The sequence below is a fragment of the Vibrio sp. Vb0888 genome, from assembly GCF_033338835.1.
GTDB classification, from domain to species: Bacteria; Pseudomonadota; Gammaproteobacteria; order Enterobacterales; family Vibrionaceae; genus Vibrio; species Vibrio alginolyticus.
On the sequence record NZ_JAWOTL010000008.1, the window covers coordinates 179531 to 197543 of the forward strand.

15 protein-coding genes are annotated in these 18013 nt (G+C 45.6%); 6 read left to right on the plus strand and 9 right to left on the minus strand.

What is annotated here, in order from left to right; translation table 11 throughout:
- Positions 1–11: 11 nt before the first annotated feature.
- Positions 12–1685, minus strand: coding sequence for a methyl-accepting chemotaxis protein (locus R7P72_RS13790; protein WP_033905951.1), 1674 nt, complete (start codon positions 1683–1685; stop codon positions 12–14).
- Between the two features lie 193 nt (positions 1686–1878).
- Between R7P72_RS13790 and coaBC the strand changes: the two genes are divergently transcribed.
- From coaBC to R7P72_RS13805, 3 genes are all read left to right on the plus strand, one after another.
- Complete coding sequence (gene coaBC / locus R7P72_RS13795) at positions 1879–3078, plus strand: bifunctional phosphopantothenoylcysteine decarboxylase/phosphopantothenate--cysteine ligase CoaBC (protein WP_017820705.1); 1200 nt, start codon at positions 1879–1881, stop codon at positions 3076–3078.
- A 171-nt stretch (positions 3079–3249) separates the two neighbouring features.
- Positions 3250–3840, plus strand: a complete 591-nt coding sequence (gene slmA, locus R7P72_RS13800) for a nucleoid occlusion factor SlmA (RefSeq protein WP_005379386.1) — start codon at positions 3250–3252, stop codon at positions 3838–3840.
- A 6-nt stretch (positions 3841–3846) separates the two neighbouring features.
- Positions 3847–4797: a Kdo(2)-lipid IV(A) acyltransferase gene (locus R7P72_RS13805; protein WP_213907287.1), complete on the plus strand. Its 951-nt coding sequence runs from the start codon at positions 3847–3849 to the stop codon at positions 4795–4797.
- 84 nt (positions 4798–4881) lie between these two features.
- Here the strand turns inward: R7P72_RS13805 and pyrE are convergent, their stop codons facing one another.
- Both pyrE and rph read right to left on the minus strand, forming a co-directional pair.
- The gene (pyrE, locus tag R7P72_RS13810; protein ID WP_017634993.1) at positions 4882–5523 is read right to left on the minus strand and encodes an orotate phosphoribosyltransferase; all 642 of its coding nucleotides are present in this window, start codon (positions 5521–5523) and stop codon (positions 4882–4884) included.
- A gap of 104 nt (positions 5524–5627) precedes the next feature.
- Complete coding sequence (rph, locus tag R7P72_RS13815) at positions 5628–6344, minus strand: ribonuclease PH (protein WP_017634994.1); 717 nt, start codon at positions 6342–6344, stop codon at positions 5628–5630.
- A gap of 184 nt (positions 6345–6528) precedes the next feature.
- Here rph and R7P72_RS13820 point away from each other — a divergent pair, with 184 nt between their 5' ends.
- Positions 6529–7395 (plus strand): YicC/YloC family endoribonuclease, encoded by an 867-nt coding sequence (locus R7P72_RS13820; RefSeq protein WP_005395766.1) that lies wholly within the window; start codon positions 6529–6531, stop codon positions 7393–7395.
- A 55-nt stretch (positions 7396–7450) separates the two neighbouring features.
- Here R7P72_RS13820 and R7P72_RS13825 read toward each other — a convergent pair whose 3' ends face one another.
- From R7P72_RS13825 to R7P72_RS13850, 6 genes are all read right to left on the minus strand, one after another.
- Entirely contained in the window at positions 7451–7876 is a 426-nt protein-coding gene (locus R7P72_RS13825) for a phosphate-starvation-inducible protein PsiE (RefSeq protein WP_017820704.1), read from the minus strand.
- 168 nt (positions 7877–8044) lie between these two features.
- Positions 8045–8884, minus strand: coding sequence for an ABC transporter ATP-binding protein (locus R7P72_RS13830; RefSeq protein ID WP_005379372.1), 840 nt, complete (start codon positions 8882–8884; stop codon positions 8045–8047).
- 35 nt (positions 8885–8919) lie between these two features.
- Positions 8920–9777 carry an ABC transporter ATP-binding protein gene (locus R7P72_RS13835; RefSeq protein ID WP_005379371.1) on the minus strand — a complete coding sequence of 286 codons (858 nt, stop codon included), beginning with the start codon at positions 9775–9777 and terminating at the stop codon, positions 8920–8922.
- 9 nt (positions 9778–9786) lie between these two features.
- A complete protein-coding gene (locus R7P72_RS13840; RefSeq protein WP_318110623.1) occupies positions 9787–11613 on the minus strand; it encodes an extracellular solute-binding protein in 1827 nt (608 codons plus the stop codon).
- A gap of 37 nt (positions 11614–11650) precedes the next feature.
- Positions 11651–12694, minus strand: a complete 1044-nt coding sequence (locus R7P72_RS13845; RefSeq protein ID WP_005379369.1) for an ABC transporter permease — start codon at positions 12692–12694, stop codon at positions 11651–11653.
- 1 nt (position 12695) lies between these two features.
- Complete coding sequence (locus R7P72_RS13850; protein ID WP_005379368.1) at positions 12696–13721, minus strand: ABC transporter permease subunit; 1026 nt, start codon at positions 13719–13721, stop codon at positions 12696–12698.
- An 820-nt stretch (positions 13722–14541) separates the two neighbouring features.
- On the opposite strand from R7P72_RS13850, the gene R7P72_RS13855 reads away from it, so the two are divergent.
- Positions 14542–17142 carry a TonB-dependent receptor plug domain-containing protein gene (locus R7P72_RS13855; protein WP_005379366.1) on the plus strand — a complete coding sequence of 867 codons (2601 nt, stop codon included), beginning with the start codon at positions 14542–14544 and terminating at the stop codon, positions 17140–17142.
- Between the two features lie 65 nt (positions 17143–17207).
- Complete coding sequence (locus R7P72_RS13860) at positions 17208–17972, plus strand: DUF3450 domain-containing protein (RefSeq protein WP_005379365.1); 765 nt, start codon at positions 17208–17210, stop codon at positions 17970–17972.
- Positions 17973–18013: the final 41 nt, after the last annotated feature.

The window sequence follows — 18013 nt, forward strand, 5'->3', positions numbered from 1 at the left end:
TTAACAGTTCATCAGAGTTTAAAGTTGCCAACCAAGCCGTGAATTTCTGTTCCAGACTGTGATAGCTGCGTGCTGATTGACTCGGCATGCTGCAACGTCTCATTAATGTTGTTCACGATCTGTTGAATAGCCACTAAGTTTTGGTTGATGTCTTCTGCAACCGCGCTTTGTTCTTCTGCGGCAGACGCGGTTTGAATACCCATATCTCGAATTGTTCCGATAGAATGATGAACACCAGAAAGAGATTGCTGAATGAGCGCAGATTCTTCCGCCGTTTTGACACCTCGTTTTTGGCTCACCGACATCGTACTGACCGCTCTTGATACACCATTTTGTAGCTGCTTGAGCATGTCGCCAATTTCATGAGTACTATTTTGCGTACGACTGGCTAACGAGCGCACTTCATCCGCAACGACGGCAAACCCTCGACCTTGCTCACCGGCTCTAGCCGCTTCAATCGCCGCATTTAGGGCCAACAAATTCGTTTGCTCGGCTATCTCGCCAATCACATCCAGCACTTTGGTTATTTTTTCGGTCTGTAAACTCAACTCAGAAATTGCATCTGACGTGCTGTCTATCTCCGTCACGAGTTCGGTAATGCCTTCTATTGCTTGCTCGACCTCATGCTGAGCGGCGGTGACTTGACTGTTGGCATCGTCAATTGCCTGCGCGGTCGCATTAGTATTGCTGGCTACTTCTTTGGCAGTCATGCTCATTTGTGTCACCGCAGTCACGACTTTGTCCGTCTCTAAACAGTGGTCCTGCATTTGGCCGCTCGCTTGGCTGGTCTGAGTGTTCAGGCTTTGGGAAACGGTTTGTACTGTCGTCGCAGAGCGGTGGATATCCTGCATCAGTGGGTGCAGCTTATCCATAAACTCATTAAACGCCGCTGCCACTTCACCGACTTCATCCTGACTTTCGACTTTTAAACGAGCCGTTAAGTCACCGCCGCCTGCGGCAACATCTTTTAATGAAGCCGCGACATGTTGTAATGGCTGAATGCCTTTAGACACCACGATACTGGTGAGAACACTGGTAATGATCAATCCAATAGCGGAAATCAACACGGCAGATAATGTATGCTCTTTTAGCTCTTGAGTCTTTAACTCTCTGTGCATCGCAACTTGTTGGTCGATGTCATCAATATAAACGCCAGTACCTAAAACCCAGTCCCATTTAGATAGATATTCTGCATAGCCCAACTTAGGCGCTTGTGCGTCAATGGTCGGTTTGTGCCACGAGAAATAGAGGAACCCATCCCCTTTTTGAGAAGCGTCAATCAAGCCCGCAATAACTGCGACCCCATTTTCATCTTTTAAGTCGTAAAGGTTTTTACCCTCTAATGCAGGTTTGATGGCGTGCAACGTATTCACACCTTGAGAGTCGTAGGCAAAAAAGTAACCATCGCTTTCAAAGCGCATGGCTTTCAGAATTTCTTTTGCTGCCTCTTTATTACTTCCATTTACATCCGTGTCGTATAACGGTTTTATCGCCGTCACGCCCATCATCATATAGGCTTGTAACTCTTTCTTTTTCGTTTCGATGAGCTCTTGCCTGTCTCTTGCCAGCTCCGCTTCCAAACTTTTACTGCTGTTGATGTAATACACCACTGAGATCAACGTGGTGATCAACAACAGCGGAATTAGGGTTATCAGCAGCAATTTGTTTCGACTTTTCAACACCATGGTTTCCACTACCTCTTTTTCTTTTCAGACTTGCAAACTCCGCGCAACTTGTCTGTGAGGTAGGCGAGAATTTTCCCTTCCTCGGTCAGATTAATACTCTGGAGTTTGATGTGAATTATCTTCTCGTTATATATGCTCGGGCGGTCAGACTTTGAATTGTGTTAAAATCCGGTCATCAAATTGGAGATCTCACATGCAAACACTAGCAGGAAAGAAAATTCTACTCGGCATCAGTGGCGGTATTGCCGCGTATAAATGTGCGGAGCTAACCCGTCGCCTCATAGAGAGAGGAGCGCAAGTTCAAGTTGTAATGACGAAAGCCGCAAAAGAGTTCATTACCCCTTTAACCATGCAAGCCGTTTCGGGCCGTCCTGTCTCGGACAGTTTACTAGACCCAGCAGCGGAAGCCTCTATGGGCCATATTGAATTGGCCAAATGGGCAGATTTAGTGCTATTAGCGCCCGCGACCGCGGACTTAATCGCGCGCATGTCCGCAGGCATGGGGAACGATTTACTTACTACGCTCGTGCTCGCGACGGATTCCCCTGTTGCTGTTTCTCCTGCGATGAATCAACAGATGTATCGCAATATCGCAACCCAAGAGAACATCGCTACGTTAGCGCGTCGTGGTATGCACATCTGGGGCCCTGCGGCAGGAGAGCAAGCCTGTGGTGATGTAGGACCAGGTCGAATGCTGGAACCAATGCAGCTAGTACATCTATGTGAACAGTTCTTTCAACCAAAATTGCTAGAAGGTAAGTCGATACTCATTACCGCCGGACCAACTCGCGAAGCGATTGATCCAGTGCGTTACATTACAAACCATAGCTCCGGGAAAATGGGCTATGCATTGGCGAGCGCCGCAGCGCAGATGGGAGCAAAAGTCACCCTCGTGAGCGGTCCTGTCAGTTTAAATACGCCCGTAGGTGTTGAGCGCATAAATGTTTCCAGTGCACAAGAGATGCACGAAGCCGTTATGACACATGCAAACCAGCATGATGCCTTTATTAGCTGCGCTGCCGTTGCCGACTACCGCCCACAAACGATCGCGTCTCAAAAGTTGAAAAAGACAGAAGACAACGACGAAATGGTCATTAATATGGTTAAAAATCCTGATATTGTTGCATCTGTGGCAGCAATGACGGAGAAGCGTCCGTTTACCGTCGGTTTTGCGGCTGAAACCAATGATGTAGAGACCTATGCTCGAGGCAAGTTAACAAAGAAAAACCTCGATATGATCTGTGCAAACGACGTTTCGGTTGCAGGGCAAGGATTTAACAGCAACGACAACGCAATTACCCTTTACTGGCCTGAAGGTGAACTTGCGCTCGCTTTAGAATCAAAAGAAGCATTGAGCTTTAAAATTCTCGAAAAAATGCATCAATTGATGTAACTAACGTTTGAAAACCCTGCCAATTTTTTACAAAAGCTGGCATAAATTTGGTACAAAAATGACAACTAAGGGTGTTAAATCTCCCATTCCACCCTTAGTGGTCTAGTTTGAGGCGAAATAGCGTCTTATAATCCCCTCCGCTCAACTTTGTATTTTGAAAGGAAGTAACTAATGGCCGGCAGTAAAAAATCCAACCGTCGTGAAGAGATCTTACAAGCATTGGCAGAAATGCTTGAATCAACAGATGGCGCTTCACGCATTACTACGGCAAAACTGGCCAAGCAAGTCGGCGTTTCAGAAGCCGCGCTGTATCGTCATTTCCCAAGTAAAGCGCGCATGTTCGAAGGGTTGATTGAGTTCATTGAAGAAGCCTTGATGACACGTATCAACCGTATTCTAGACGACGAAAAAGATACACTAGAGCGTATTCGTATGGTGATGCACCTTATTTTGGCGTTCTCTGAACGTAACCCAGGTCTGACACGCATTTTGTCGGGTCATGCTCTAATGTTTGAAAATGAACGTCTACGTGAACGCATCAATCAACTCTTTGAGCGTATAGAAACACAATTGCGCCAAATCCTGCGTGAACGTAAGATTCGTGAAGGGAAGTCTTTCCCTGTCGAAGAGCGCATCCTAGCCGCGCAAATTCTGGGACAAGTTGAGGGGAGCCTAAACCGCTTTGTGCGTAGCGACTTTAAATACCAGCCGACTGCAAACTTTGACGAGTACTGGGCGCTTTTGAGTGCACAAATAAAGTAAAAGACTATGAGTAAAGACAAATACACGCAGCCCGAGTTTTCTCTTTCACTTCTTCACCCTCGTAACTGGGGCGTATGGCTTGGTTTTGGTCTGTTGGCCATCCTCATCAATATTCTTCCTTATCGGCTGCTGCTTTCATTAGGTCGTTCACTCGGTAAACTTGGCATGCGCTACGGTAAAAAGCGTGTCCACGTTGCTCAGCGTAACTTAGAATTGGCCTTTCCAGACAAAACACCTGAAGAGATTCAACATATTGTTGAAGAGAACTTCAAAAATACTGGTATGGCACTGATAGAAACCGGAATCACTTGGTTCTGGCCGACTTGGCGCTTTAAAAACCTGATCGTCGAGAAAGATCTCGGCGCACTGCGTGAAAAAGCCAAAGAAGGTAAAGGCGTCCTACTTTGTTGTGTCCATGCTCTAAATCTAGAGATCACTGCGCGTGCTTTCGCCGTGTTAGGCGTGGCCGGGTACGGCGCGTTTCGTCCACATAATAATCCTGCTTATAACTTTATCCAGTATTGGGGACGGACACATAACGGCAATAAACTGATTGATCGTAAAGATGTAAAAAAGATGATTCGTGTTTTACGCAGCGGTGAGCGTCTGTTCTATTTACCGGATCACGATTACGGTCGCAAAAAATCAGTATTTGTGCCCTTCTTTGCCGTAGACAATGCGTGTACGACAACAGGCACGAGCATTCTGGCGTATACCTCAAAATGTGCGATCATCCCAGGCTCAGGGTTTCGCAATGACGAAGGAAAATACGACATCATCGCCGATAAGTGCATTGAAGCCGATTATCCACAAAAAGACGAAGTCGCCGCTGCCGCTTATATGAACAAGTATGTGGAAGAAGTCATTCTACGCGCTCCAGAGCAATGGATGTGGCTCCATAAACGCTATAAAACCATGCAAGATGAGCATGTCGAGAAAGGCATTCGCTATAAGTAAGTGGTCAAGGCGATGAATCCAAAAACAAAAAAGGGCAGATGAATATCCATCTGCCCTTTTTACTTTTTCAGAAAAAGTAACCAATTAAATGCCGTATTCTGCGCGGTATGCTTTGACTGCTTCTAGATGCTCTTTGTCTGTGCCTTTCTCTTCAAGGAAAGTCACAAGGTCAGTCAGGCTAACGATCGAGATGATTGCACAACCAAAGTCACGCTCCACTTCTTGGATCGCAGACAATTCACCTTTGCCTTTTTCTTGGCGGTCAATCGCAACCAACACACCAGCAAGGTCTGCACCATTCGCCTTGATGATTTCCATCGATTCACGAATCGCAGTACCTGCTGTGATTACGTCATCCACTAGCATGATTCGACCTTCAAGCGCAGAGCCTACAAGGTTACCGCCTTCGCCGTGATCTTTCGCTTCTTTACGGTTGAAGCAGTAAGGCGTGTCGATATCGTGGTGATCCGCCAGCGCGACTGCTGTTGTCGTCGCGATTGGGATACCTTTGTACGCCGGGCCAAACAGTACATCAAACTCAATGCCAGAATCAGCGAGCGCGGCTGCGTAAAAACGACCAAGACGCGCTAGGTCACGACCAGTATTGAAAAGACCAGCGTTAAAGAAGTACGGGCTTTTACGGCCAGATTTCAAAGTAAACTCACCAAACTTAAGAACTTCTTTCTCAAGTGCAAACTCAATAAATTCACGCTGGTATGCTTTCATTATTTTCTCTCTATGTCCTTGGTTTCTTGTGTCTCTTCTCGACAATCATTCATTTCTCTATTGTCGAGATAAAAAAATAGCCCCCATAATGGGAGCTATCTAAATCAATTGGCTAACGCCGCCTTCTGCGCTGCGACAATTTCCGTAATGCCGACTTTCGCCGACTCGAGCAATGCCATCAGCTGTTCGTGACTGAACGGTTCACCTTCTGCGGTGCCCTGAATTTCAATCATCTTGCCTTCTTCTGTCATTACCACGTTCATGTCTGTGTCTGCCGCTGAATCTTCAACGTATTCAAGGTCACACAGAACATCATCACCTAGCAAACCAACTGAAACTGCCGCTACGTGGCCTTTCATTGGGTTTGCTTTTAGCTTGCCGCTATCTACTAGGTGTTGGAATGCATCGGCCATTGCAACACTTGCGCCGCTGATGGATGCAGTACGCGTACCACCGTCAGCTTGGATAACGTCACAGTCAACGGTGATCATGAACTCACCCATGGCTTTTAGGTCGACAACAGCGCGTAGGCTTCGCGCGATAAGACGCTGAATTTCCATCGTACGGCCGCCTTGTTTGCCACTTGCCGCTTCACGACGAGTACGCGAATGTGTTGCTCGAGGTAGCATGCCGTATTCAGCTGTAACCCAGCCTTTACCTTGACCTTTTAGCCAACGTGGCACAGATTCTTCGACGGTCGCATTACACAACACTTTGGTGTTACCGAACTCAACTAGCACTGACCCTTCAGCGTAAGCTGTGTAGTTACGAGTAATTTTGATAGGGCGAACTTGATCCGCCTTGCGATCGTTTGGACGCATGGGCATCTACCTTAAATATGAGGAGAAGACGATTTGGTTGGGCGAAGATTATAACGGAATCGATTCCGGATTCATAGGTTACGCCGCTGGCACAACATAAACAATCCATACATCCCGCGCACCTATCGACGCAGCGTGATACACTCTTGAAGTAATTTTCAAAAAATGAAGACAGGAAAATTCGATGATTTACAGTATGACAGCGTATGCACGCAAAGAAGTAAAAGGCGATTGGGGTTCTGCGGTATGGGAAATCCGCAGCGTGAACCAGCGTTATTTAGAAACATACTTCCGCATGCCAGAGCAATTTCGCGGGTTAGAGCCCGTTTTACGTGAGCGCTTTCGTAAGCGCTTAGCGCGAGGCAAAGTAGAATGTAATCTGCGTTTTGAAGCAAACCCTGCCGCAAAAGGTGAGCTTAGCATCAATGAAGCGCTTGCTAGCCAGGTAATTAAAGCCGCTGAACAAGTCATGCACATGACTGGTGAACTGAGCCGAATCAATCCATTTCAAGTCATGCAATGGCCGGGGGTAATGGAAACGCCAGAGCAAGACATGGATGCAGTAAATAAAGTGCTACTAGAAGCGTTTGATGGCGCAATGGATGAATTTATTGAAGCGCGCGCTCGTGAAGGCGAGAACATGAAAGCGCTGATTGAACAGCGTTTAGACGCCATCTCTGCAGAAGTCGTAAAAGTGCGTGCCCGCATGCCAGAAATTTTAGAATGGCAACGTGAGCGACTATTCTCGAAGTTCGAAGACGCTAAAGTGGAACTGGATCCATCTCGTATCGAGCAAGAGTTGATTTTGCTAGCGCAAAAATCGGATGTTGCTGAAGAGCTCGATCGCTTGGACTCTCACGTAAAAGAAACCACAAACATTCTGAAAAAAGGTGGCGCAGTGGGTCGCCGTCTAGATTTTATGATGCAAGAGTTCAACCGTGAATCAAACACGCTAGCGTCGAAATCCATCAGCACCGACATCACCGCATCGGGCGTTGAACTGAAAGTTCTAATTGAACAGATGCGTGAGCAGATCCAAAACATTGAATGATCTAAAAGTCATCGAGTATTGAAACAAAAAAGCCCCGCTAGTGCGGGGCTTTCTTTTACTCATCTTTTTCCAAGGTTCTGTTATCAACGTAGGGCCAATAATGGTGTCCAATTCTGATCAGCAAAGTAGCCGCAGCCAAAATAAACGCAGCCAGAGATAACCACACAACCAAAACCGCATCCAGCTCTTTCATTCCGAGAGTGATATAGCGGGCGATCGCCATCATCGCGATGTAGATAGGATAGCGTACCGGAATTTTACCGTTCATCACGAACTGCTGCACCATGGCGAGCACTTCCAGATAGATAAACATCAACAGAATATCTGTGAGTAAGACACGCTTCTCTACAAATACGTGCACAAACTCTTGCATCATGGCGTACAACGTCGCCAAGGTAATAGAGACTAATAATACCGCCTCCAAAATATGGAAGATTCTCAGGAAAGGTCGACTAAAGGATTTCGGTAAATTCGACGGCATGGTCCATTATCCAAACAAAGAAAATAGGCCTTGAGTTTAGCATGCAACGATCTTCAATCAATCAGAATAAACATCAGTGTAAATCGACTCCAAGTCCTGGCATTTGCTTATAAAAACGCTCCGCTTATTTGGCGGAGCGCTTTTGTGTTATAGGACCTGTGGCATCACTTACGCCACTTGCTGCTTTTTTTCAGCTACGCGCTTTTTCTTCCGATATTTAGGGTGAGTGATCGGAATCGCAGATAGGAGTTTTTTGGTGTATTCGTTTTGCGGGTTTGCATAAATTTCTTTAGCACTGCCTGCTTCTACCACTTTGCCAAAATACATCACGGCAACTTTGTCAGAAACATGTTTCACCACCGAGAGATCGTGAGAGATAAATATGATCGCCAAGTTCATTTCTTGTTGCAGTTGTAGCAATAGGTTCAAGATTTGCGCCTGTACCGACACATCTAACGCAGATACCGATTCATCACAAATCAGCAGTTTAGGCTTCAATGCAATCGCGCGAGCGATACCGATACGCTGCCGTTGCCCGCCTGAAAATTCATGTGGATAACGGTTTACTGCCGTTTCTGGTAATCCCACTTTGATTAAAAGCTCTTTTACCCACTGTTTACGCTCTGTTGGCGTGCCAATTTTATGAATAACAAACGGTTCTTCCAGAATCATACCGATGGTATGACGCTGATTGAGTGACTCCATTGGGTCTTGAAAGACGATTTGCATGTCTTTACGCAGCGAGCGCATCTCTTTAACAGACAATTTAGTGATGTCTTTACCTTCAAAGAAAATCTTACCTTCTGTTGGCTCATATAACTTTAAGATCGTGCGACCAAGGGTGCTTTTACCACAACCTGACTCACCAACTAGCCCCAGTGTTTCACCTTCAGAAACAGACAGTGAAACCCCGTCTACCGCTTTGATGGTGTAGCCTTTCTTGAACAGCCCTTTACCAGAAACAAAGTGCTGCTTAAGATTTTCAATTCTTAATACTTCTTTTGCCATAACATCCTCTTTTATGACTGGTTCACTTTGCCCAGTTAACTGGCAAACATACTGGCATCAATAGGCTTGATATCGATCATCTGCTTCGGCTCATTATCTAAGCTCGGCATCAATCCCATTAAACGCTCTGTGTATGGGTGCTGCGGGTTATCAAACAACTCAAAAATTTCTGCTTTTTCGACAATACGTCCGCCATACATCACGGCAACATCATCACACACTTCTGCCACAACCCCGAGATCGTGAGTGATGAAGATCATCGCCATGCCCGTTTCTTCCTGAAGCTCGTTCATCAGTTCAAGGATAGACGCCTGAACCGTAACATCCAACGCTGTAGTCGGTTCATCACAAATCAGAATATCCGGCTTACAGGCTAATGCCATCGCGATCATGACACGCTGGCGCATACCACCAGATAGGTTATGGGGATACTCATTCAATCGCTTCTCTGGCATTGGAATTTTTACTTTTGCCAGCATTTCAATCGAGTACGCCTCCCGCTCCTTTTTGTCGAGCTCAGGTCGATGGAGCTCAAGCACTTCACATATTTGACGACCAATGGTGTGCACTGGGTTGAGCGCCGTCATCGGGTCTTGGAAGATGATCGAAATGCGATCGCCACGCATGGCGTACATCTCTTCCGCAGGCAAATCAACTAGGTTGGTGCCGCGATAATTCACTTCACCTTTGATAATGTTGCCATATGGCTTAGGTAATAGCCCCATGATCGACATTGAGGTTACGCTCTTACCACTACCTGACTCTCCTACCAGACCGAGTGTACGTCCAGCTCTCACATCAAAGTTCACACCATGCAGAACCTTCACTGGCCCATCATCGGTGGTAAATTCAACTTCGAGATCTTTAACACTTAGGATTACATCGTTTTCCATAACCAATCCTTACAGCTTATAAGTGTCATCTACGACAACAACAGGTTCAAAAGCTTTGCCTGACTTCATCGCTTGTTTCGTTTCTTTTTTGATATCACTATCAATCCAGTAAGTGCCATCGCCTATGATTGCACCACTGAACAGCGCCTCTGTCATGCGATTCATTGGCTTATCTGGAAACTTTAACCAGCGCCAGTGACCATAGCGGACATAAGGAACCATGTAGCCTGGGACGATAACGTGAGCATCAATGATGTCACGCTGAATCTCATGACCTAGCTGGATCTTTTTATCCATATCCATGCCAAAACGATACTCGATGATCTTTTCATCCAGTTCAGGCGTGCTGTAGTTTGTGAAAGAGTTAGTTTGCGGCTTGTTCGCATTGACTGAATGGAAGTACTCCCAATACGTTGGGATCTCAGACGTACCCATATCTAAGAAAGCCAAATCGTGCTTTTTCTCACGTACGTATTTGAACATGGATGAGCCATCAACTAACTTGAGCTCAATATCCAGCCCTGCTAGCTTGGCTTGCTCACGCAAAAAGGTAATACGAGGAGTATGAACAGGTGTTCCGTAGGTCAGCTCGAAGCTTAAGCGCTCACCTTTATCATTGACACGAATACCATCAGAACCAATTTTGTTAAAGCCTGCGGCTTCGAATGCCTCGGCCGCTTTTGCGGGATCAAACTTCGGTGCCTTAGCATCTGGTAGGGTGTATTTACCATGACCATAACCGGTCGGGTTCGGTTTACGGGAGTAGTCGCCACGCATGACATTCTCTATCATGCCATCAAAGTCAATCGCGTAAGTAATGCCCTTGCGAATGTTTAAATCATCCAGCAAAGGCATCGCGGTGTTCATCCATACACCACCAGCCCCAACTGGGAATTGGTTGTAACCCCAGAACTTTTGAATGTATCCCTTTTGGTAAGGTTCCGTATTCGATTTATCATGCCATAAGCTTGGTAAAACAAGACCAAATGCGTCCAGCTTCCCTTTCTCAAAGTGCTTCATCGCGATATCACTGTCGCGAATCACTGTGATGCGGATTTTGTCGACATTATAGCGATGTTGATAATACTTATTGCTGTAACCCCACCAGTCTTCACCGACATGTTTGAAGGTAACACTTTTACCTTTTTTAATGTCATCTAGGTAGTATGCACTGGTCGTTGGTTCACTTTTAAAATTGTAGTAGCGGACAAAGTTGTCATGTATACCGTCACCATTTTCATCTTTTGAAGGGTTAGCATAAAAATGTGCGGGGCGTGGGCGCAGAGCCCCCATTCGTAACAGCAACTCTTCCGGATTGAACTCTTTCGCCGCCTTAACAGCAAACGTATGAGTGTCGTACTTGATAACATCCGCAATCGTTTTGTTGTAGTAATCGTTGTACCAAGGTTCCAAGATGTCCTTGGAACGATAAAACTTCAGCATGAACACGAAATCGTCGGCAGTCACAGGTTTGCCGTCCGACCATTTGGCTTCAGGGTTGAGTTTAAAATAGACCGTTTTGTTGTCACCTGCTAACGCCCACTCGTTAGCAAGCTCAGGGATGAACTCTAAAGTATCTGGGTGGCGGACCACCAAGCCTGGTGTTTCATCTAAGATAAAAGAACGTAGCCCTGCATTAGCGTCTGGACCAACACTACGTAACGTCTGCGGGAAACTTGACATAAAGGTGCGATAAGTCCCTCCACGTTTCGCTTCTGGCGAACCATATTGAGGCTCATCCCAGTTTGTTTGCCAGTTTAAGTCTGTCGGAAGCGTTGCTGACATTGCACCAAAACTCAGGGCGCTCAGCGTGGACGCTAAAAATAATTTCTTCATAAAACTTCCCTTTTTATGTTTTGCTCACAATGCTCGCTTAAACATAGCGTGTGAATTTTTTCGGGTCGAAAGCCGCTCGAATGGCTTCACCAATAAAGGTCACCATTACCAGAACCAGAACTATAGAAGTCACTACTGACGCAACAATCCATGGCGAATCTAAGTTTGACTTACCTTGTTGCAGTAGTTCACCCCAACTTGGCGTTGGTGGCATCAAGCCTAATCCTAGGTAATCGAGAGCAGTCAGTGCTGTGATGTTAGCTGCAATAGTGAAAGGCGCTAGGGTTACAATCATCACCATCGTATTTGGCAAGATGTGATTAAACAAGATACGTCCGGTCGATGCCCCTAAAGCACGAGCCGCCATTACATATTCTCGTGCCGCTTCTTTATAGGTCATGGTCCGCATGTACCATGTCATACCCATCCAAGTGAAAAGCACGTTAATAGCGACAAAGAGAGCAAACGTCGGCTGAACGATTGAGACAAGAATCATAATGACGTACAAAAACGGGACCATTGACCAGATTTCGATAAGTCGCTGTACAAACAAGTCAAATTTACCGCCCCAAAAACCCATAGCACAACCGACTGCAGTACCGATCGCGTAGGAAATGGCCATCGTAAGCAACGCAAATCCCATCGCCGTTCTGAATCCGTAGACGAGTCGCGCCAAAATATCGCGACCTATCACATCTGTACCTAAATAATGCTTATTTTCGGCACTAGGTGCTGTTGGCGGGAAATCACCACTAAAATCTTGTTCGTATGGGTTCCACGGCACAAGCGGCAAAATAACAAAGTTGTCGCCCCCTTCAGCCTCAAACGCTTTTTGCAGTACACGATAATCGGCTTCACTGGATGACTCTTGGCCGAATTCGCTACCTAAACGTACGTCACTGACAACAGGAAAATAGTAGCTACCATCGTACTTGACGACTAGCGCTTTACTGTTGATCAAAAGTTCGGCGAATAGAGAAAGGATCAACATGATAGAAAGAGCAACAAACGACCAATAGCCTCGTTTGATCTCTTTAAAGTGACGAATTTTCTTTTGAGTTAATGGACTAACTTTAATCATGTTACGCTCCAAACTTCACACGTGGGTCGACTAAAGCAACACAAATATCTGAAATGATGTTACCAATGAGAAGTAACAACGCATTAATGGCGACAATACCCATAACAACAGGGTAATCACGCTCCATGATTGATTCGTAACCCAATAAGCCAATGCCATCAATATTGAAGATAACTTCAATCAGGAAAGCACCGGTCATGAAGAACAACAAAGAGTTACCAAAGTGACTCGCGATTGGAATTAAGCTGTTACGCAACGCGTGCTTACGAACTGCTTTTTTGAAAGGTAATCCTTTCGCAATTGCGGTGCGGATGTAATCTGAGGAAAGGTTTTCCATCAGGTTATTTTTCATTGTCATCGTCAGCGTGGCAAAATCACCAATGAGGTAACAGATCAAAGGCAACACCGCATGCCACATAATGTCTTTAGTGCGTTCAAAGAAGGTTTCGTAATCATCGAAGTCATCGCCGACAAAGCCTCCCATCGGAAACCATTCCAAGTGATAACTAAATAACGTGATCAGCAATACACCCACCACATAACCTGGTAGCGCGTAGCCTACGAAAATGAGTACTGAAGAAGCGGAATCAAAGACAGAACCGTGCTTGAGCGCCTTATAGTAACCAAGAGGAATCGAGATAAAATAACTAATAAAGAAGGTCATGCCGCCATAAAACAACGACACTGGCAAACGCTCTGCGATCATGTCCGAGACAGGCTCGTAGTAACGCGTCGACTCGCCAAGATCTAGCATTACCAAACGACTTAACCATTCGACGTACGCTTCCGTTACTGGTTTATCCAGGCCATAAAACGCATTCAGCTCCGCGATTTGATCGTCAGAAAGAGCCGTATTACCACCCGCAGACGTCATTGATGCGGCGCCGTCCCCCTGGGACTGCATTTGTGACAACATGCGTTCAACAGGTCCGCCAGGCACGAAACGAGTGATAGCAAAGATGAGAATAGTTATCCCGAGAAACGTTGGGATAACCAACGCCAAACGGCGTAAAAAGTACGACAGCATATACAACTTGCTCCTTGTCTACTGTCCAGTTCAAACGGAGTGAAAGAGGATATTTTCCGCCCAAAATGGTGCATATTTATCTCGTAGTAACTAAAACTGTTGAAGCACACTCCCTGCGCCTCAAGAGCTAGACTTTTCTACTACTGCAATAATTTCAGCGTCATATTTATCTTGAATCCACATCAGCTTCAAGTGTTTGAAACCAAAACATGACAAACTTCCTTCGATGTCGAAAAACAGAAATGTTTTTGTAAAAAATTATAAAAAACCACAAAAATAATTCATACAGAATATCAATCTAGGCTGTTTAGAGCCAAAACCCTACATAAAAATGCACCCTACACACATAAATAGACACATAATCCAAGGTTATATTTGACCTAAAAATACGAGTGAGCCCTTTAACAGCAATGGGTATCATATTTTGATACCACCTAATAAGTTCGAGCTAACAAAGTATGGATTCGATATAAAACTCATCTCAGAACAATTCACTGGAAAAATATCTTTTTCCAGATTCAATTACCCACTAAAAAACCATAGGCAAGATAAGTCATTAAAGTTTATAAGAAACACAAAATACGGTGTTTTATTGAAATTTAATCTCGATTCATAAACCTTATTCGGTTTTTTATTCCGCCTTTTAAATAAAGCCTGGTTATTTACATCTTTTTTACATTTAAGCATCCCCGTTTACCACTGGTTTGACTTCCTTTTTTCATCTCGGTTATACATTGGCCGAACGTTAACGAAATATTAACGTCACATTTGGCCGCTATGCGGCCAGACATAGGAAATAATAATAATCGGAGCAACAAGGATGTATAAAAACACAACCGCTTTATCTGTTGCGATAAGCCTTGCTTTGGGGACAGCAGCAATTGCAGCCCCAGCAACAGCACTGGCAGAAGAGCAGCAAGTTGAAAAACTTCAAAAGATGAAAGTTACTGGTTCGCGTATCTCCACGACGGATATGGAAGGTCCTTCACCAGTTACTGTTATTAATAGTAAAGACATTGAGTCTAAAGGCTTTAACAGCGCGCAAGACGTATTGAACAGTTTGACCCAAAACACAGGTGGTGTAATGGCTCAAACAGACTCTTTCTCGTTTACACCAGCAGCGCAGTCAGTCAACTTACGTGGCCTTGGCGCGTCACGCACATTGATTCTTATTGATGGCCGTCGTCTTCCTCAATACCCGCTAGCACAAGATGGTACATCTAACTTCCAAGATATCGGCCAAATCCCTGTCGCCGCTATTGAGCGTGTTGAAGTAATGACCGACTCAGGTTCTGCTATCTACGGCTCCGACGCAATCGGTGGTGTCGTAAACTTCATTTTAAAGAAAGACTTTGATGGCGTTTCTGTAAAAGTACGCGCGGGTGACGCGACGGATGGTGGTTACCAAAACGGCCGTTTAGACGTTGTGGCTGGCAAAAACTTTGACGACAAACGTATTCTCTTCGTTGGCCAATTTGCGGGCAACGAAATGCTAAAGCAATCTGACCGAGATGATTGGGCTGGCGATGACGGTTCTAGCCGTTCTCAGCTAAGTGGCTACTCTAGCTACGGTGCAAACTTTGAAGGCGCCAACGGAACACTTCTAACACCAGCTGATGCTGGTTCTTCATGTAAAGAAGTCGTTGGTGATGCCGCGATTGAACGAGCGGATGGAAAGTGTGGTGTTAACCGCTCTGCATACCGAACATTAAAACCAGAAAACAAACAAGTAGACCTACTTTTACGTGGTGAAATGGACATTAACGACAATGTCACTGCCATGGCAGAAGCCCGTTTTGGCTACAAGTCTACAGAATCTGAATTCGAACCTAACCCTTACAGCGTTGAAGTTGATGCCACTCACTTCCGCGGCGAAGGCGAATACACTCGCCGTATGGTCGAATTTGGACCACGCGAAAGTAACACTGAAGCCGATTCTTTTGGCTTAACCTTAGGCTTGAACGGCCTGCTTGCTGATACGTATGATTGGGACCTATCCGCTGGTTACTCTGAGCAAAGCGTTGAAACAAGCAACCCAGCAATCTTCCTAACTCTCGACCAAGCTGTACAAAATGGTGATGTCGATCTTCTAGGGCCTATCTCTCAAGACGTTGTAGACAAATACAGCGGCACTTCAAGCAAAGAAGCTTACTCAAAGCTTTACTCTGTTAACGGCTCACTGGCTGGTGATTTGGTTGAACTTCCTGCAGGTATGTCTGGCTTTGCTGTTTATGGTGAATGGAACCGTACTGACTACAATGAGACGATTGATGCGACAACAGCAGCTGGTGGTTTCTCTGGTCTAGGTGGAACATCAGGCGGCGGTGACCGCGATCAGATTGGTCTTGGTGTTGAAGCTCTTATTCCTATCATTGAAGATTTAGAAATGACTGTCGCTGGTCGTTACGACCACTACTTCGACGACTCGGCAACTGGCGGCGCATTCACTCCTAAAGTAGCCCTAGCATACCGTCCTACTGACACCCTATTGCTACGTGGTAGCTACGGTCTAGGCTTCCGAGCTCCAGACTTGAAGCGACTATTTGGTGATCAAACTCGAGGCTTTGGTTCTGGTTTTGACCCTGTGCTTTGTGCCAACGCTGGTGGTAGCGGCCCACAAGATAAAGACAAGTACCCAGAGTGTGATACTCAGTACTTCGATACGCTTAATGGCCCTAACTCTGAGCTGAAAGAAGAAACAAGTACAAACATTAACTTGGGCCTAGCGTGGGAGCCTGTGGATGATCTTGGTGTAACTGTTGACTGGTACCACATCAAGATGGAAGACGTCGTAACAGCACCAACTTACCAAGACGTAATTAACGATCCAGGTAAATACCCAGGTACTGAAGTCGTTCGTAACCCAGATGGCACCATCAAGTCGGTATCCTATGGTCCAGTGAACCAGTCGTATGAAGAGCGTTCTGGTATTGACCTAGCGATCAAATACGCATACGACACTAATGAGTTCGGTTCATTTAACACGCGTGTTGCTGTAACGAAGATCTTGATTGCTGAATATCAAGAAAACGACAGCGAGCCTGTAACGGATGAAAGAGATTTCATGCCTGAATACACCGCAACGTTAAATCTTGGCTGGGCATATGAAGATGTCGCTATCAACCTATTTGGTAAATACCGCGACCGTATGTGTTCAAGCTACGCAAACCGTTACTACTTTGATGACTGTGATTCTGCTAAAAAAGCGGGTTACAAAGCAGAAATCGCTAGTATGACAACGTGGAACCTAACGGCTTCTTACCAATTCAACGAGAGTGGTCGTGTAACTCTTGGTGCTATCAACATGTTTGACAAAGTACCGCCTGCAGATCCTCTAAGCGATACCTCTCCATTCTATGCAACTGGGTATGACGATCCAATCGGACGTCAGCTATACGTCGAGGCATCATACGACTTCTAAAAAATATTTGGCGCGGGTTTTCCGCGCCCTTTTCGACTGACTAAAACACTGACAAGGATGCAACCATGAAATTCAAGGAATTTGGTCTCAGTGCCATAGCTGCAGCATTGCTTACTATCAGTAGTAGCTCTATAGCGGCCAACTCTGGTGCTGTCGTTTCCACACAAGCAAAAGCAAATCAATCTTCAGAAGCTTCGCAACAAAAAATCGACAATTATGCCGAAAGTACTGAAGGCATGTTGGCAGAATACAAAGGCTTACTACGTCAAATCGACAGCATGAAAGTCTACAACGAGCAAATTAATCGTATGGTTCAATCACAGCAAGGTGAATTGGACTCATTAAATAACCAAATAGCTCAGATCGATCAAACGGCAACAGAAGTAGTGCCACTAACACTTAAAATGATCGATGCACTCGATGAGTTTGTGACTCTCGATCTGCCTTTCCAGAAAAAAGAACGTAATAAACGTGTCCAAGAACTGCGTCGTCTCATGGATCGCGCCGACGTAACGACTTCTGAGAAATTCCGTAAAGTGATGGAAGCCTACCAAATTGAAGAAGGCTTCTCTCGCTCAATTGAATCTTACAAAGCTAGCCTAGATAGAAATGGGGAAACCGTGACTTACGACTTCCTACGTATTGGTCGCACGGCGCTTTTATTCCAATCTCCAGACGGTGGTGAGACAGGTATGTGGAACCAACAAACACGTCAATGGGAAACATTACCGGAAAGCTACCGCATAGCGGTACAGCAAGGCCTTCGTATCGCGAAGAAGCAAGCGCCACCAGCGCTAATCAAATTGCCTGTATATGCTGGGGAGGAATAAGAGATGAAAGGATTCAAAACTCTAGCCGCTGGTCTACTAGC